The sequence below is a fragment of the Enterobacter cloacae complex sp. 342H5 genome (assembly GCF_050030905.1).
GTDB classification, from domain to species: domain Bacteria; phylum Pseudomonadota; class Gammaproteobacteria; order Enterobacterales; family Enterobacteriaceae; genus Enterobacter; species Enterobacter intestinihominis.
Genome location: NZ_JBLGVB010000001.1, coordinates 4,021,887 through 4,038,544 on the forward strand (window position 1 = coordinate 4,021,887; position 16,658 = coordinate 4,038,544).

The 16,658-nt window shown below is 56.4% G+C and carries 14 protein-coding genes; 8 read left to right on the top strand and 6 right to left on the bottom strand.

Annotation, left to right across the window (positions count from 1 at the left end; all coding sequences use genetic code 11):
- The first annotated feature begins 4 nt into the window (after positions 1-4).
- Genes ptsN through npr form a run of 3 tightly spaced genes read left to right on the top strand, consistent with a single transcriptional unit; the run spans position 5 to position 1,665 of the window.
- Positions 5-496 (top strand): PTS IIA-like nitrogen regulatory protein PtsN, encoded by a 492-nt coding sequence (gene ptsN / locus ACQG03_RS19205; RefSeq protein WP_003861869.1) that lies wholly within the window; start codon positions 5-7, stop codon positions 494-496.
- A 45-nt stretch (positions 497-541) separates the two neighbouring features.
- Positions 542-1,396, top strand: a complete 855-nt coding sequence (rapZ, locus tag ACQG03_RS19210; RefSeq protein WP_003861870.1) for an RNase adapter RapZ — start codon at positions 542-544, stop codon at positions 1,394-1,396.
- The gene (gene npr / locus ACQG03_RS19215; protein ID WP_003861872.1) at positions 1,393-1,665 is read left to right on the top strand and encodes a PTS phosphocarrier protein NPr; all 273 of its coding nucleotides are present in this window, start codon (positions 1,393-1,395) and stop codon (positions 1,663-1,665) included. Before rapZ ends, npr begins: the two co-directional genes overlap by 4 nt.
- 39 nt (positions 1,666-1,704) lie before the next feature.
- On the opposite strand, the gene mtgA is transcribed toward npr, so the two are convergent.
- The 5 genes from mtgA to lptF form a co-directional block, all read right to left on the bottom strand.
- On the bottom strand, positions 1,705-2,430 hold the full coding sequence (mtgA, locus tag ACQG03_RS19220; protein WP_022649531.1) for a monofunctional biosynthetic peptidoglycan transglycosylase: 726 nt from the start codon (positions 2,428-2,430) through the stop codon (positions 1,705-1,707).
- The gene (gene elbB, locus ACQG03_RS19225; RefSeq protein WP_063163489.1) at positions 2,427-3,080 is read right to left on the bottom strand and encodes an isoprenoid biosynthesis glyoxalase ElbB; all 654 of its coding nucleotides are present in this window, start codon (positions 3,078-3,080) and stop codon (positions 2,427-2,429) included. Before elbB ends, mtgA begins: the two co-directional genes overlap by 4 nt.
- Positions 3,081-3,312: 232 nt before the next feature.
- Positions 3,313-5,646: an aerobic respiration two-component sensor histidine kinase ArcB gene (arcB, locus tag ACQG03_RS19230; RefSeq protein ID WP_063163488.1), complete on the bottom strand. Its 2,334-nt coding sequence runs from the start codon at positions 5,644-5,646 to the stop codon at positions 3,313-3,315.
- Positions 5,647-5,783: 137 nt separating this feature from the next.
- Positions 5,784-6,866 (bottom strand): LPS export ABC transporter permease LptG, encoded by a 1,083-nt coding sequence (gene lptG / locus ACQG03_RS19235; RefSeq protein ID WP_022649534.1) that lies wholly within the window; start codon positions 6,864-6,866, stop codon positions 5,784-5,786.
- Entirely contained in the window at positions 6,866-7,966 is a 1,101-nt protein-coding gene (gene lptF, locus ACQG03_RS19240) for an LPS export ABC transporter permease LptF (RefSeq protein WP_023307066.1), read from the bottom strand. Before lptF ends, lptG begins: the two co-directional genes overlap by 1 nt.
- A 265-nt stretch (positions 7,967-8,231) precedes the next feature.
- On the opposite strand from lptF, the gene pepA reads away from it, so the two are divergent.
- The 5 genes from pepA (at position 8,232) to ahr (ending at position 14,890) form a co-directional block, all read left to right on the top strand.
- A complete protein-coding gene (gene pepA / locus ACQG03_RS19245; RefSeq protein WP_003861882.1) occupies positions 8,232-9,743 on the top strand; it encodes a leucyl aminopeptidase in 1,512 nt (503 codons plus the stop codon).
- 118 nt (positions 9,744-9,861) lie between these two features.
- The gene (gene holC, locus ACQG03_RS19250; protein WP_003861884.1) at positions 9,862-10,305 is read left to right on the top strand and encodes a DNA polymerase III subunit chi; all 444 of its coding nucleotides are present in this window, start codon (positions 9,862-9,864) and stop codon (positions 10,303-10,305) included.
- Positions 10,305-13,160: a valine--tRNA ligase gene (locus ACQG03_RS19255; RefSeq protein ID WP_023298725.1), complete on the top strand. Its 2,856-nt coding sequence runs from the start codon at positions 10,305-10,307 to the stop codon at positions 13,158-13,160. Before holC ends, ACQG03_RS19255 begins: the two co-directional genes overlap by 1 nt.
- Positions 13,161-13,283: 123 nt before the next feature.
- Entirely contained in the window at positions 13,284-13,787 is a 504-nt protein-coding gene (locus tag ACQG03_RS19260) for a GNAT family N-acetyltransferase (protein WP_063163487.1), read from the top strand.
- Positions 13,788-13,870: 83 nt separating this feature from the next.
- Positions 13,871-14,890, top strand: coding sequence for an NADPH-dependent aldehyde reductase Ahr (gene ahr / locus ACQG03_RS19265; protein WP_022649538.1), 1,020 nt, complete (start codon positions 13,871-13,873; stop codon positions 14,888-14,890).
- A gap of 43 nt (positions 14,891-14,933) precedes the next feature.
- Here ahr and ACQG03_RS19270 read toward each other — a convergent pair whose 3' ends face one another.
- Positions 14,934-16,574, bottom strand: a complete 1,641-nt coding sequence (locus ACQG03_RS19270; protein ID WP_063163486.1) for a dihydroxyacetone kinase subunit DhaK — start codon at positions 16,572-16,574, stop codon at positions 14,934-14,936.
- Between the last annotated feature and the right edge of the window lie 84 nt (positions 16,575-16,658).

Consider the following 16,658-nt stretch of genomic DNA (forward strand, 5'->3'; position numbering starts at 1 on the left):
AATTATGATAAACAACGATTCCGCTCTTCAACTGAGCAATGTCCTTAACCAGGATTGTACCCGCAGTGGCGTTCACTGCCAGAGCAAAAAACGTGCGCTGGAAATCATCAGTGAGCTGGCCGCAAAACAGCTGGGTCTGCCGCCGCAGATCGTGTTTGAAGCCATTCTGACCCGTGAAAAAATGGGCAGTACCGGCATCGGCAATGGCATTGCGATCCCGCATGGCAAGCTGGAAGAAGATACGCTGCGTGCCGTGGGGGTGTTTGTGCAACTGGAAACGCCTATCGCTTTTGACGCCATCGATAACCAGCCTGTGGATCTGCTCTTCGCGCTGCTGGTTCCTGCCGATCAGACCAAAACCCACCTGCACACGCTGTCGCTGGTTGCCAAACGTCTGGCGGATAAAACCATTTGTCGTCGACTGCGCTCAGCTCAAAGTGATGAAGAGCTTTATCAAATTATCACTGAAGCAGAAGGCAATCAGGATGAGGCATAATCGGGAAAGGGCCTTCAGAACGGCTTCCCTGAGGAGAAACGGAACATGGTGCTGATGATCGTCAGCGGTCGTTCGGGGTCCGGGAAGTCCGTGGCCCTGCGCGCGCTGGAAGACATGGGATTTTACTGCGTAGATAACCTGCCGGTAGTGCTGTTACCCGATCTGGCGCGGACGCTGGCGGATAGGCAAATCTCTGCCGCCGTCAGTATTGACGTGCGTAACATGCCGGAATCGCCGGAAATCTTCGAGCAGGCAATGAACAGCCTGCCGGAATGCTTCTCGCCTCAGCTCTTGTTCCTGGATGCTGACCGCAACACGCTGATCCGCCGTTACAGCGATACACGTCGTTTGCACCCGCTCTCGAGTAAAAATCTTTCGCTGGAAAGCGCCATCGATAAAGAGAGCGATCTGCTTGAGCCGCTGCGTTCCCGGGCCGACCTGATTGTCGACACCTCAGAAATGTCCGTCCACGAGCTGGCGGAAATGCTGCGTACTCGCTTACTCGGCAAGCGCGAGCGCGAACTGACGATGGTGTTTGAATCCTTCGGCTTTAAGCACGGTATCCCTATCGATGCGGATTACGTTTTTGATGTGCGTTTCCTGCCGAACCCACACTGGGATCCGAAACTGCGTCCGATGACCGGTCTGGATAAGCCGGTGGCGGCGTTCCTCGACCGACACACAGAAGTACACAATTTTATCTACCAGACGCGAAGCTACCTTGAGCTATGGTTACCTATGCTGGAGACAAACAATCGTAGCTATCTGACGGTGGCGATTGGCTGTACCGGCGGTAAACATCGTTCGGTCTACATTGCCGAACAGCTGGCCGATTACTTCCGCTCACGCGGGAAGAACGTTCAGTCCCGTCATCGCACGCTGGAAAAACGTAAAACATGACCGTAAAACAGACCGTCGAAATCACCAATAAGCTGGGCATGCATGCGCGCCCGGCGATGAAGCTGTTTGAACTGATGCAGGGTTTTGATGCTGAGGTGCTGCTGCGCAACGATGAGGGAACCGAGGCAGAAGCCAACAGCGTGATTGCGCTGCTGATGCTGGATTCTGCCAAAGGCCGCCAGATTGAAGTTGAAGCCACCGGCCCACAGGAAGAAGAAGCGCTGGCGGCAGTGATTGCCCTGTTTAACGCCGGGTTTGACGAAGATTAACGTTCGCCACGTCGGCGGGTAGCGCTGCGCTTACACGCTTTACATAAGATTATTTCGCTCCATAAACCCTTCCCCACCCAGCTGACGCATCTGGCGCATAATCCACGCCTGGCGGCTTCGCACGTAGCCTGACGGCGCGCTGGCCTTAAAACGCAGCGGGTTCGGCAGCACGGCGGCAAGCAGTGCCGCTTCGGACATAGTCAGCCTGCTGGCGGGCTTGCCAAAATAGCGCTGCGATGCCGATTCGACGCCAAACACGCCGTCACCAAACTCCGCGATATTCAGGTAGACGGTCAAAATGCGTTTTTTGCTCCACACCGTCTCGACGCCCAGCGTCAGCCCGGCCTCCAGCCCTTTTCTCACCCAGCTGCGACCGTCCCATAAGAACAGATTTTTTACCGTCTGCTGAGAAAGCGTCGACGCACCGCGGACGCGGTTTTCATGACGTTCATTATGATCCAGCGCCTTCTCGATAGCCGCCACGTCAAAACCCCAGTGCTCCGGGAATTTCTGATCTTCTGCCGCAATGACCGCCAGCCCCATCCACGGGGAGATTTCATCCATGCCGACCCAGTCTGAGTGGGCAACATAGCCAAAATCACCCGAGAGCCAGGCGCTAATCTGCCGCTCTGCCATCACGGCCGAGAACGGGACGGGCAGGATGCTGAACAGCGCAATGCCTCCGCCCCAAAAAACGGCCAGGACCAGCACAATACGCAGCAGGATCCGTTTTAACCACCCGCCAGGGGATAATTTACGACTCATTCGGAAAGAACCAGCACTCTGTCCACCAGCTTTTCAATGCCTGCAGCAGCCTCGGCAATGTTCTGCGCCAGCATATACGCCGGTGTGGTGACGATTTTATTGTCCTCATCCACCACAATGTCGTCTACCGGACATGGCACGTGTTCGCCGCCCATATCTTCGACAATTTCAGCAGTATCAATGTCGGTTCCGATCGTGAGCCGCAGCGGGAAATCAAAAATTTTCGGCAGCATGGCTGGCGCAATGCAGATAAAGCCCTGCGGCTTACCTGCCGCATGCATCGCCAGCGATAGCGCTTTCAAATCGGGATCGACATGGCACGCCGCGCCTTGCGTTGCAAACGTGCTCAGGTTTTTCGCCGCGCCAAAGCCGCCCGGCACGATGAGCGCATCTAGCTCAGCCGCATCGGCCTGTACCAGCGGATGAATATCCCCGCGCACAATACGCGCCGCTTCAATCAGCACGTTACGGCTTTCCGCCATTGGCTCGCCGGTAAGATGATTAACCACGTCTGCCTGCGTTTTATCCGGAGCGAAGCAGATAACGTCGGCCCCCTGGCGCGATAATGCCAGCAGCGTTAATACGGTTTCATGTATCTCTGAACCATCGTAAACGCCACATCCGCTCAGCACGACACCCACTTTCTTCATTCTGACGATCCTTCTATGCAACTCGCTGAAGCACATTAAAAATTCTGATTAAAACGCTATGCTTCACACATTTCACTGATTCATGTAACAAACTGTTTAAGATTTGCTATCTTATCTGCGTGCGGCCTTAATTTTCAGGCGGCGTCCATGCGAAAACAACCCATAAAAATCAGGCGCAGCCACGATTTCCCTGGTGTTGGCGCAGTATTCGCGCACCCCGGTATAGCCGGGGTCATTTTTTTCGGGATTCTACCCAGGCTTTCAGCACTGCCACATCGTTTTGCCACTCCTGTTTCATCTCTTCAACCCAATCACCTACGTTATCTTCCCAGGCAGGTAAATCAGGCGACTGAATCTGCTGGCCCAGCTGCTGGAGATGGCGTAACCCGACTGAACCAGCTGCGCCTTTGATTTTATGTCCCTCTTCGACGATGCCCTTCTGGTCACGCGCCGTCAGGTTGGATTCGAGCACGTTCAGATAGCCCGGCATAATTTTTTCAAACACGGCCAGGCCATCGGTGATCAGTTTGGGTCCCACCAGATCGATATACTGCTCCAGCATGGCGGTATCCAGTATCGTTTGGGTTTTAGCGCTATCAACAGACGTCATGGTGCTCTCCTCTTCATCGCAGGTATCCCAGAACTTCTTGATCATCGCCGTCAGGGCAGGTACTGCCAGCGGCTTGCTGAGCACGTCGTCCATACCGGCCTCGAGGTACTCTTTTTTATCTTTCAACACGTTTGCGGTCAACGCAACCAGAGGCGGCAGCTCGTCAGGAGCATATTTGCGCGTCAGCTCGCGGGAGATATCCAGCCCGGTCATGTCCGGTAGCTGAATATCGAGCAGCACCAGGTCGTACTCGCCCGGCGTGAACATCTCCAGCGCGGCTTTGCCGGTCATCGCGACATCCACGCTGTTACCGAGTTTTTCCAGTACCGACCGGGCGACAATGACGTTCAGCTCAATATCTTCAACCAGCAGGACGTGCAGGGCTGGAAGCGGCATATCGTCGTTCTCAAACGTATCTTCCACTTCTTCAGCAACAGCAGGGGCGTGGACGGTAAGCGTAAAGGTGGAGCCTTTACCCGGCTGGCTGGCAACGGTGATATCCCCACCCATACTTTTCGCCAGACGTTTCGACACCGCCAGGCCAATGCCCGTGCCGGTCGCCGGTTTACCGCCGTGGCTGTCTTTAACCTGATAATACATGGCGAAGATCTTATCCTGCTCATCCTGAGGAATGCCGATACCCGAGTCCTCAACTTCAAAGTGCAGCATGTCCCCCTCATCATAGCGAATGCGCACCGCAACCTGTCCCTTCTGGGTAAACTTCACGGCGTTGCTGATGAGATTCCACAGGATCTGACGCAGACGCGTGCCGTCCGTCACCACTTTATGCGGCAGCGGCAGCGTCGGTTCCATCACGAAGCTCAACCCTTTCTGCTGGGCCTGCAAACCTGACAGGTTCTCCAGGTCCGCGAGGAAGCCGGTAAAATCAACCGGCTGGTTGTCGAGCTGAACCTTACGTCGCTCCATCTTATCCATGTCGATAATATCATTGAAGATATTGCCCAGCGTGACCGCCGAGACGTGGATCGTTTTGAGGTATTTTTCCTGCTCGCTGGTCAGGTCGGTATCCAGCAGAATACGGCTCAGCCCCACGATACCGTTTAGCGGCGTACGAAGCTCATGGCTGATGGTGGAGATGAAGGTGGTCTTGTCACGACTGGCGCGCTCCAGCGCATCCTGATATCGCTTACGCTCGGTGATATCACGGCCAAAGCCCATCAGACCATGACGTTTACCCACCCGGTCGTAATAAGGCACTTTGCGGATTTCAAAGCAGGCTTTGCGCCCGTCGGGATAATCCAGCCACTGCTCATAGGTCAACGAGACGTTATGTCGGAAGACCTTTTCATCTGTCTCCATCACTTTTGCCGCCGCCTCTTCGGAATAGACATCCTGAGGTTTCAGGTGTATCAGCTGCTTTTCGCTTTTCCCGGTCAACAATTCCATGGCCCGGTTACAGCCGGAGAACTCTTTATCTTCATTACGGTAGAACACCAGATCCGGCGACGCATCGAGGAACGAGCGCAGGAAAGAGGATTGCTGTTCAAGCTGGATCTGCGTGACCTCACGCTCTTTCATCTCAATTTTCAGCTGCTCCAGCGTGGTCTGACGCTCGGCTTCCGCCTTCTCACGGTCTGAAATTTCCTGATTCAGCTGGGCAATGTTGTCCTTGAGCTGAACGTTGAGTTTAAGATCGCGCTCGCGCATCTCTTCCAGCTTATCCACCAGTTTCGATAAACGCTGTCGGGACTCTTCCAGCTGCTCAACCACCACGGAGAGGAAATAGACCGCCCATGGGGTGATCAGCAGGCCAAAGAAAATAGAGCGGATCACGTCGATGCTCTCGACCTGACCATGCAGAACCATGGTCACGGCCATTTGCACGACGATGGCCAGAACGACCAGCGCCAGCGCCAGCAGCATGGAAAAACGCACCAGCCCGAGCTTCATCATCAGGTCGACGTAGTACTGGGCCAGCATTCGAATTTGCTTCATAGAGGATCCCTTCACGACTTTATCGCTCAATAATACTCAAATTCACGGCGAGGCGTTGAAGGTTGTGAGAAAAAGTGCGGGGTGAAACAGGAGATTAGCCTCGCCCCCGGGCAAGCGGGAGCGAGGAAGAAGGTTTATCAGGAGCGTTTTAGCAGCATCCAGAGGCTGATCAGGAAGAAACTGGCGCTCGGCAACAGCGCGCCGATAATTGGCGGAATGCCATACACCAGCGTCAGCGGACCAAAAATCTGATCGAGGACGTAGAACACGAAACCAAAGCTGATACCTGTTACCACGCGAACCCCCATCGGCACGCTACGTAGCGGTCCAAAGATGAACGACAGCGCCATCAGCATCATCACCGCCACGGACAGCGGCTGGAAGATTTTGCTCCACATGTTGAGCTGGTAACGCCCCGCATCCTGCCCGCTCGATTTCAGATACTTCACGTAGTTATGCAGACCGCTGATGGAGAGCGCATCGGGGTCAAGCGCCACGACGCCGAGCTTGTCCGGCGTCAGGTCGGTTTTCCAGGTACCGCTAACGGTCTGCGAACCGGTGATCTGTTTCGGGTTAGTCAGGTCAGATTCATCAACCTGGGATAACCGCCACAGCTTGTTGTTTGCATCAAATTTAGCAGAGGCGGCATAACGCACTGACTGCAAACGACGATCGTTATTGAAAGCATAGATACTCACGCCACCCAGCTCGTCATCCCCTTTCACGCGTTCGATATAGACGAAGTTCTGGCCATCTTTCGCCCATAATCCCTGCTGCGTGGAGAGCAGAGAACCGCCGTACATCGCCTGAGCACGGTAGTTACGCGCCATCTGTTCGCCCTGCGGCGCGACCCATTCGCCGATCGCCATGGTCAGCAGCACCAGCGGGATCGCGGTTTTCATCACCGACAGCGCAACCTGCATACGGGTAAAGCCCGATGCCTGCATCACCACCAGTTCGCTACGCTGAGCCAGCATCCCCAGGCCCAGCAGCGCACCCAGCAGGGCCGCCATCGGGAAGAAGATCTGTACATCTTTTGGTACGCTGAGCAGGGTGTACATCCCGGCGCCCAACGCGTCGTAACTCCCCTGCCCGGCTTTTTTCAGCTGGTCGACAAATTTGATAATGCCCGAGAGCGACACCAGCATGAACAGGGTCATCATGATGGTGGTAAAAATTGTTTTACCGATATAGCGGTCAAGTACGCCAAACGCCTGCATTAGATGGCTCCTTTACGCGTAAACCGGGCACGAAGACGACGCACAGGCACCGTGTCCCACAAGTTGAGTCCGACTGCCAGCAGCAGATACAAACCATTCACGACCCAGGTCCAGATCATCGGGTCAATTTTACCTTTCCCGCCGTTAGACTTGATTGAGGTTTGCAGCAGGAAGAACACCAGATACAGCAGCATCGCTGGCAGCATCGACAGCACGCGGCCCTGACGCGGGTTCACCACGCTCAGCGGCACTACCATCAGCGCCATCATAAATACGGTGAATACCAGCGTGATACGCCAGTGCAGTTCAGCACGCGCACGATCGGTATCAGTATTCATTAAGGTGCGCATATCCATCTGCTCGGTATCCGTTGGATCGAGCGCGACGGCCTGGTGACCAATAATGGCCTGGTAGTTCTGGAAATCGGTGATACGGAAGTCACGCAGCATAGCCGTGCCTTCGAAACGCGTTCCTTTGTTCAGCGTGACAACCTGAGAGCCGTCTTTACGCTGCGCCAGCTGACCGGAATCCGCCACTACCACAGAAGGGCGAGCGTTACCTTTCGGGCGCAGTTGAGCAAGAAACACGTCATTGAAGCGGCTGCCATCGACGCTTTCGATAAACAGCACGGAGTTACCGTCGGTCGCCTGCTGGAACTGCCCCTGCGCCAGCGCCGCCAGCCCCGGGTTAGCTTTTGCTTCCGCCAGCACCTCATCCTGATGACGGGACGAGGTCGGCCCCGCCCACATGACGTTAACCGCGGCAACAATGCCCGTAAACAGCGCCAGCACCATGGCTGCCTTTACCAGTACGGCCTTACTGAGGCCGCAGGCATGCATCACGGTGATTTCACTTTCGGTATAGAGCTTACCCAGGGTCATCAGCAGACCAAGGAACAGGCTTAACGGCAGGATAAGCTGCGCCATTTCCGGCACGCCAAGCCCGAGCAGGGAAAGCACCAGATTCGTTGGGATTTCGCCATCAACTGCCGCGCCGAGGATCCTGACCAGCTTCTGACAGAAAAAGATCAGAAGGAGGATAAAGAGGATCGCCAGTTGGCTCTTCAGCGTCTCCCGAACCAGATATCTTATGATTATCACTTTAAATACGCCCGTTAAAACTCGTCTTATGCAGGAATTTAGCTTGTTTCATGGCTTAAACGTCATTTATTCTCTTGAGTCGTCGAAATCATCGCTAAGATTAAAAAACCCGGCGGATTCGCGCTTCATGACATTTATTGACGTGTCGAAACCGTAGTAACGTAAGATTAACACGAAGTCACCACAACGGCGGACATGAGTTACGAAAGGTTTCAATTCTATCCGTAGCCGCCGCCGTTGTCTTTAAGATTCAGGAGCGTAGTGCATGGAGTTCAGTGTAAAAAGCGGTAGCCCGGAGAAACAGCGGAGTGCCTGCATCGTTGTGGGCGTCTTTGAACCACGCCGACTCTCCCCGATCGCCGAGCAACTCGATAAAATCAGCGACGGCTATATCAGCGCCCTGCTGCGCCGTGGCGAACTGGAAGGCAAACCAGGGCAGACCCTGTTGCTGCACCACGTTCCAAACGTCCTGTCCGAGCGTATTCTGCTGATTGGCTGCGGTAAAGAACGTGAGCTTGATGAGCGCCAGTACAAGCAGGTTATTCAGAAAACCATTAATACACTGAATGATACTGGTTCGATGGAAGCCGTCTGCTTCCTCACGGAGCTGCACGTTAAGGGCCGCAACACGTACTGGAAAGTACGCCAGGCCGTCGAAACCGCAAAAGAGAGCCTCTACAGCTTTGATCAGTTGAAGACCACCAAAAGCGAGCCGCGTCGCCCGCTGCGTAAAATGGTCTTTAACGTGCCGACCCGTCGCGAGCTGACCAGCGGCGAGCGCGCCATTCAGCACGGTCTGGCGATTGCTGCCGGTATTAAAGCGGCAAAAGATCTTGGCAATATGCCACCAAACATCTGTAACGCCGCGTACCTGGCGTCACAGGCGCGCCAGCTGGCTGACGCCTACAGCAAGAACGTCATCACCCGCGTTATCGGCGAACAGCAGATGAAAGAGCTGGGGATGCACTCTTATCTGGCGGTCGGTAACGGCTCCCAGAACGAATCCCTGATGTCGGTCATCGAATACAAAGGCAATCCGTCTGAAGACGCGCGTCCGATCGTGCTCGTTGGCAAAGGGCTGACCTTCGACTCCGGCGGTATCTCCATCAAGCCTTCAGAAGGCATGGATGAGATGAAGTACGACATGTGTGGCGCGGCGGCGGTTTACGGCGTCATGCGCATGGTCGCGGAACTTCAGTTGCCCATCAACGTGATCGGCGTGCTGGCGGGCTGCGAAAACATGCCTGGCGGCCGCGCTTATCGCCCGGGTGATGTGCTGACTACCATGTCCGGCCAGACCGTTGAAGTGCTGAACACCGACGCCGAAGGCCGTCTGGTGCTGTGCGACGTGCTGACCTACGTTGAGCGTTTCGAACCTGAAGCGGTTATCGACGTAGCTACCCTGACCGGCGCCTGCGTGATTGCGCTGGGGCATCACATCACCGGCCTGATGTCGAACCACAATCCGCTGGCGCATGAGCTGATCGGCGCGTCCGAACAGGCTGGCGACCGCGCGTGGCGTCTGCCGCTGGGGGACGAGTTCCAGGAACAGCTGGAGTCTAACTTCGCGGACATGGCGAACATTGGTGGTCGTCCTGGCGGCGCAATTACCGCAGGCTGCTTCCTGGCGCGCTTCACCCGCAAGTACAACTGGGCGCACCTGGACATCGCGGGGACCGCATGGCGCTCCGGTAAAGCCAAAGGCGCGACCGGACGTCCGGTGGCCCTGCTGTCGCAGTTCCTGCTCAATCGCGCGGGTTTTAACGGCGACGAGTGATGAAAAACGCCGGGTGGCGGCTTCGCCTTACCCGGCCTACAACGTCACTCAACCGTAGGCCGGGTAAGCGTAGCGCCACCCGGCTTTGCATTTAAATCCACGACAAGAAACCCCATATATGAAGAATGCAACGTTCTACCTTCTGGACAATGACACCCATCAGGATGGCCTCAGCGCCGTTGAACAACTGGTGTGTGAAATTGCCGCAGAACGTTGGCGCGCAGGTAAACGCGTCCTGATTGCCTGTGAAGATGAGCAGCAGGCGATTCGTCTGGATGAAGCGCTATGGGCGCGCCCGCCGGAGAGTTTTGTTCCGCATAACCTGTCGGGCGAAGGTCCACGCGGCGGGGCACCGGTGGAGATTGCCTGGCCGCAAAAACGCAACAGCAGCGCGCGCGACATTCTCATTAGCCTGCGGACAGACTTTGCAGATTTTGCCACCGCTTTCACAGAAGTGGTAGACTTTGTCCCTTACGAAGAATCTTTGAAACAGCTGGCGCGCGAACGCTACAAAGCGTACCGCCTGGCCGGTTTTAACCTGAATACGGCAACCTGGAAATAATGGAAAAGACATATAACCCACGCGATATCGAACAGCCGCTTTACGAGCACTGGGAACAGCAGGGCTATTTCAAGCCTAACGGCGACGAAAGCAAAGAGTCCTTCTGCATCATGATCCCGCCGCCGAACGTCACCGGCAGTTTGCATATGGGGCATGCTTTCCAGCAGACCATCATGGATACCATGATCCGCTACCAGCGTATGCAGGGTAAAAACACCCTGTGGCAGGCGGGGACTGACCACGCGGGTATCGCGACCCAGATGGTGGTTGAGCGTAAAATTGCCGCTGAAGAGGGTAAAACCCGCCACGACTACGGTCGCGACGCGTTTATCGACAAAATCTGGCAGTGGAAAGCGGAATCCGGCGGCACTATTACCCGTCAGATGCGCCGTCTCGGCAACTCCGTGGACTGGGAGCGTGAGCGCTTCACCATGGACGAAGGCCTGTCCAACGCCGTGAAAGAAGTCTTCGTGCGCCTGTACAAAGAAGACCTGATTTACCGTGGCAAACGCCTGGTCAACTGGGACCCGAAACTGCGTACCGCCATCTCTGACCTGGAAGTGGAAAACCGCGAGTCTAAAGGCTCCATGTGGCACATCCGTTATCCGCTGGCCGACGGTGCAAAAACCGCAGACGGTAAAGATTACCTGGTGGTGGCGACCACCCGTCCGGAAACCCTGCTGGGCGATACCGGCGTGGCCGTTAACCCGGAAGATCCGCGCTATAAAGATCTGATCGGCAAATTTGTGGTGCTGCCGCTGGTGAACCGCCGTATTCCGATTGTGGGCGACGAACACGCCGACATGGAAAAAGGCACCGGCTGCGTGAAAATTACCCCGGCGCACGACTTTAACGACTATGAAGTCGGTCGTCGTCATCAACTTCCGATGATCAACATTCTGACCTTCGACGGCGATATCCGCGAAAGCGCAGAAGTGTACGACACCAAAGGCAACGAATCCGACGTTTATTCCAGCGACATCCCGGCTGAGTTCCAGAAGCTGGAGCGCTTTGCCGCGCGTAAAGCCGTCGTAGCCGCCGTGGACGCGCTCGGCCTGCTGGAAGAGATTAAACCTCACGATCTGACCGTGCCGTACGGCGACCGTGGCGGCGTGGTTATCGAGCCAATGCTGACCGACCAGTGGTACGTGCGTGCCGACGTGCTGGCGAAACCGGCTGTGGAAGCGGTTGAGAACGGCAGCATTCAGTTCGTGCCGAAGCAGTACGAAAACATGTACTTCTCCTGGATGCGCGATATTCAGGACTGGTGTATCTCCCGTCAGCTGTGGTGGGGTCACCGTATCCCGGCGTGGTACGACAATGAAGGCAACGTCTACGTTGGCCGCACCGAAGAGGAAGTGCGTCAGGAAAACAACCTGGGCGCTGACGTTGCGCTGCGCCAGGACGAAGACGTGCTGGATACCTGGTTCTCTTCCGCGCTGTGGACCTTCTCGACCCTCGGCTGGCCGGAAAACACCGACGCGCTGCGTCAGTTCCACCCAACCAGCGTGATGGTCTCCGGCTTCGACATCATCTTCTTCTGGATCGCCCGCATGATCATGATGACCATGCACTTCATCAAAGACGAAGATGGCAAGCCGCAGGTTCCGTTCCATACCGTTTACATGACCGGCCTGATCCGCGACGACGAAGGCCAGAAGATGTCCAAATCCAAGGGTAACGTTATCGACCCGCTGGACATGGTTGATGGTATCTCTCTGGAAGAGCTGCTGGAAAAACGTACCGGCAACATGATGCAGCCGCAGCTGGCGGAGAAAATCCGCAAGCGTACCGAGAAGCAGTTCCCGAACGGGATCGAATCTCACGGTACCGACGCCCTGCGCTTCACCCTGGCGGCGCTGGCCTCCACCGGTCGTGACATCAACTGGGATATGAAGCGTCTCGAAGGTTACCGTAACTTCTGTAACAAGCTGTGGAACGCCAGCCGCTTCGTGCTGATGAACACCGAAGATCAGGATTGCGGCTTTAACGGCGGCGAAATGACCCTGTCTCTGGCAGACCGCTGGATCCTGGCGGAATTTAACCAGACGGTGAAATCGTTCCGCGACGCGCTGGACAGCTACCGCTTCGACATCGCGGCAGGCATCCTGTACGAATTCACCTGGAACCAGTTCTGTGACTGGTATCTGGAGCTGGCGAAGCCGGTCATGAACGGCGGCACTGAGGCGGAGCTGCGCGGTACGCGTAATACGCTGATTACCGTCCTGGAAGGTCTGCTGCGCCTTGCGCACCCGATCATTCCGTTCATCACCGAAACCATCTGGCAGCGCGTGAAGGTGATTGCCGGTATTAACGCCGATACCATCATGCTCCAGCCGTTCCCGGCATTCGATGCCGCGAAAGTGGATGAAGCCGCGTCTGCGGATACCGAGTGGCTGAAACAGGCGATCGTTGCGGTACGTAACATCCGCGCGGAAATGAACATCGCTCCGGGTAAACCACTGGAGCTGCTGCTGCGCGGTTGCAGCGAAGCTGCCGTTCGTCGCGTCACCGAGAACAACACCTTCCTGAAAACCATGGCGCGTCTGGAAAGCATCACCGTGCTGCCTGCCGATGATAAAGGTCCGGTTTCCGTCACCAAAATCATCGATGGCGCGGAGCTGTTGATCCCGATGGCGGGCCTGATCGACAAAGACGCTGAGCTGGCTCGTCTGGCGAAAGAAGTGGCGAAAGTCGACGTGGAAATTGGCAAAATCGAAAGCAAACTGGCGAACGAGGGCTTTGTGGCCCGCGCGCCGGAAGCGGTCATCGCCAAAGAGCGTGAGCGTCTGGTTGCCTTCGCCGATGCGAAGACCAAACTGATCGAGCAGCAGGCGGTTATCGCAGCCCTGTAATGCTTTTACCCCTTACGCTTCAGGGCGTAAGGGGTATCCTTCCTGAAAACTCCTCGCTTGCACTCCCCTTTCTGCGGTGCTATTAACAGCAGTTGTGTGTCAATTTTTGTCATGAGTAATGCTATGAGCGTGATTATCCCCGTCGCGACGACAATGCGTCGGATCACTGAGCAGGACAACCCGGCTATCGCCGCCGTTATCCGCACGGTATCGGCCGAATATGGCCTGACCGCCGACAAAGGCTACACCGTGGCCGATCCCAATCTGGACGAACTTTTTCAGCTGTACAACCAGCCGGGCCATGCCTATTGGGTCATCGAGCAGGACGGCCAGGTCGTGGGCGGCGGCGGCATTGCCCCCCTGCTCTGCAGCGAGCCGGATATCTGTGAACTTCAGAAAATGTATTTCCTGCCAACGATACGCGGACAAGGCCTGGCGAAAAAGCTGGCGCTGGTCGCCCTGGAACATGCACGCTCACAGGGCTTTAAACGTTGCTACCTTGAAACCACCGCTTTCCTTAAAGAGGCCATTGGCCTGTATGAGCATCTGGGCTTTGAGCATATCGATGCCCCACTGGGCTGCACGGGCCACGTGGACTGCGAAGTCAGGATGCTGAAAAGTCTGTAAGTTTTGTTCCTGCCGTCTTCTGTTAAGCGTCTGTAAACTGAATGCTCTACACTCACAGTTCACACCAAAACAGGGGAAACGCGATGTCGAAGATAAAAAGCTACGCCGCACCGCAGGCGGGTGCAGAACTTGAGCTGTACGAGTACGATGCGGGCGAACTAAAAGCGGAAGACGTCGAAGTACAGGTGGATTACTGCGGGATCTGCCATTCAGACCTCTCGATGATCGACAATGAATGGGGCTTTTCCAGCTATCCGCTGGTTGCCGGGCACGAAGTCATTGGCCGCGTCGTGGCGCTCGGCAGCGCCGCGCAGGACAAAGGGCTGAAAGTGGGCCAGCGCGTGGGTATCGGCTGGACGGCACGCAGCTGCGGCCACTGCGACGCCTGTATTAGCGGTAACCAGATCAACTGCCTTGAGGGCGCTACGCCGACCATCCTGAACAAGGGTGGTTTCGCCGATAAACTACGCGCCGACTGGCAATGGGTTATCCCGCTGCCGGACAGCATTGATATTGAATCAGCAGGTCCGCTGCTGTGTGGCGGTATCACCGTATTTAAACCGCTGCTGATGCATCACGTAACTGCCACCAGCCGCGTGGGCGTGATCGGTATTGGCGGGCTGGGGCATATTGCCATCAAACTGCTGCACGCGATGGGCTGTGAAGTGACAGCGTTCAGCTCTAACCCGGCGAAAGAGCAGGAAGTGCTGGCGATGGGTGCGGATAAAGTGGTGAACAGTCGCGATCCCGAGGCGCTCACCGCCCTGGCAGGCCAGTTTGACCTGATCATCAACACCGTCAACGTCGATCTCGACTGGCAGCCGTACTTTGAAGCCCTGGCCTACGGCGGTAACTTCCACACCGTGGGTGCGGTGATGAAGCCGCTGCCGGTTCCGGCGTTTACCCTGATCGGCGGCGATCGCAGCGTATCCGGATCTGCTACCGGCACGCCATATGAGTTACGCAAGCTGATGAAGTTTGCCGGACGCACAAAAGTGGCGCCGACCACCGAACTGTATCCGATGTCAAAAATCAACGAAGCAATCCAGCACGTGCGCGACGGCAAAGCCCGCTACCGCGTGGTGTTGAAAGCGGATTTCTGATGTGAGTTTGCCGGGTGGTGGCTTCGCCTGACCCGGCCTACTTTCACTGCCGCGCCAATACGTTAAGTACTTCCCCCACCGCGACCGCTCCCGGATCCATCACCCCATCCAGGTTCTCTTTATTGACATACGACGAGCGTCCCGCGCCGGCTTTCGCCATTTTTGCCGTTGCTTCGGCGCCCTGCTGCGCAGCCTGCGCCGCCGTCCGCAGATCGCCATCCCTTAACGCCTCCAGCGCCGGTTGCAGGGCGTCGATCAGCGTGCGATCCCCGAGTTCGGCACCGCCATACTGCTTCATCTGCGCCAGTCCGCTCAACAATGCTTCTGGTAGCGGCTGTCCATCGTGAAGCTTTTGTCCTGCCGCCGTGAAGAAGATCGACATCAGCACCCCGCTCGACCCGCCCATTACCGTAGCCAGCCGCTCCCCCACCAGCAGGAGTAATGTCGGCACGTCGTTAAGGGGCAGGTTGTTCTCCTCAAGTCGCTGCGCAATATCCCGCGCCCCTTGCGCAAAGGTGGAGCCCGTATCGCCATCGCCTACTTTGGCATCCAGCGCGTTGAGGCGGTTTTCCAGCTGGATCAATGTCTTCGTTACCGAAGCGACGGCCTCGCTCACCTGCGGATTGTCCGATGGGGTATATTCCACGCGGTCACGAAGGGCGCTATGGGGGACGGTACGCAGGGGCGCGAACGCGACGGGCCTCTGCCAGCCCAGCGTCTCGACCTCGGCGTGAATCGCCTTCTCGAAGAAATCGTTGAGCTTTAACAGCGTTAGCGAAAACCCTTTCATATCCAGCGCACTCACCAGCGGCGCCGGGCCAATCAGATACGCAATGTTCTCTTTCAGCGCCGAATGCGCCAGCTCTTTGGTGAGCAGAGCCATCTCCAGCGCTGACACGCCGCCGAGGTTGTTGATCAGCACCGCAAAGCGCCCGTCCCCCGCCTGCGCGCGTAACGGCGTCACCAGCGTGTCGATAATGGCTTTGCTGTTTTGCGTATCCACGACGGAAGCTCCCGGCTCGCCGTGAATGCCCAAACCCAGCTCGACATGGCCTTGTTTTATGCGCCCCTCTTCATCATCGCTGCCCGGCAGGTTGCACGTTTGCATCGCCACGCCCAGGCTCCAGAGGTTATCGCAGGCCTGTTGCGCTATATCCCGCACGTCGTTTAGCGATTTCCCCTGCTCTGCCGCATATCCCGCAATCTTATGCACCAGCGCCGTTCCCGCGATACCACGCGGCTGCTTGTTATCCGGCAGGGCAATATCATCCGCGACGATAACCATCTCCACCTTCAGGCCGTAGCGTTTGGCTTTTTCCGCTGCCAGGCCAAAGTTAAGCCGGTCGCCGGTGTAGTTTTTCACAATCAGCAGGCAGCCACGATCGCCCGTCACCGCCACAATGGCATTGAGGACCGCATCCACGCTTGGGGAGGCGAACAAATCGCCACACACCGCTGCGGTAAGCATGCCTTTACCGACGAACCCGGCATGTGCCGGTTCATGGCCGGAGCCGCCACCGGAGATCACCGCCACGCGGCTTTTATCCCAGTCGCCGCGTGCCACCACGCGGATGGCCGGATCGATATCCAGTTTGACGAGATTACCGTGCGGCGCGGAGAGAAGTATGCCTTCAATGGCATCGTTGACAAGCTGTTTGCGGTCGTTAAAAAAGAATCTGGACATAGTTTCCCAAAATTTTGTTTACCGTATGCAAAAGCATAGTCCGCACTGGATAATGCGCCGCAAAGTGAGGAATTTACGCAGACA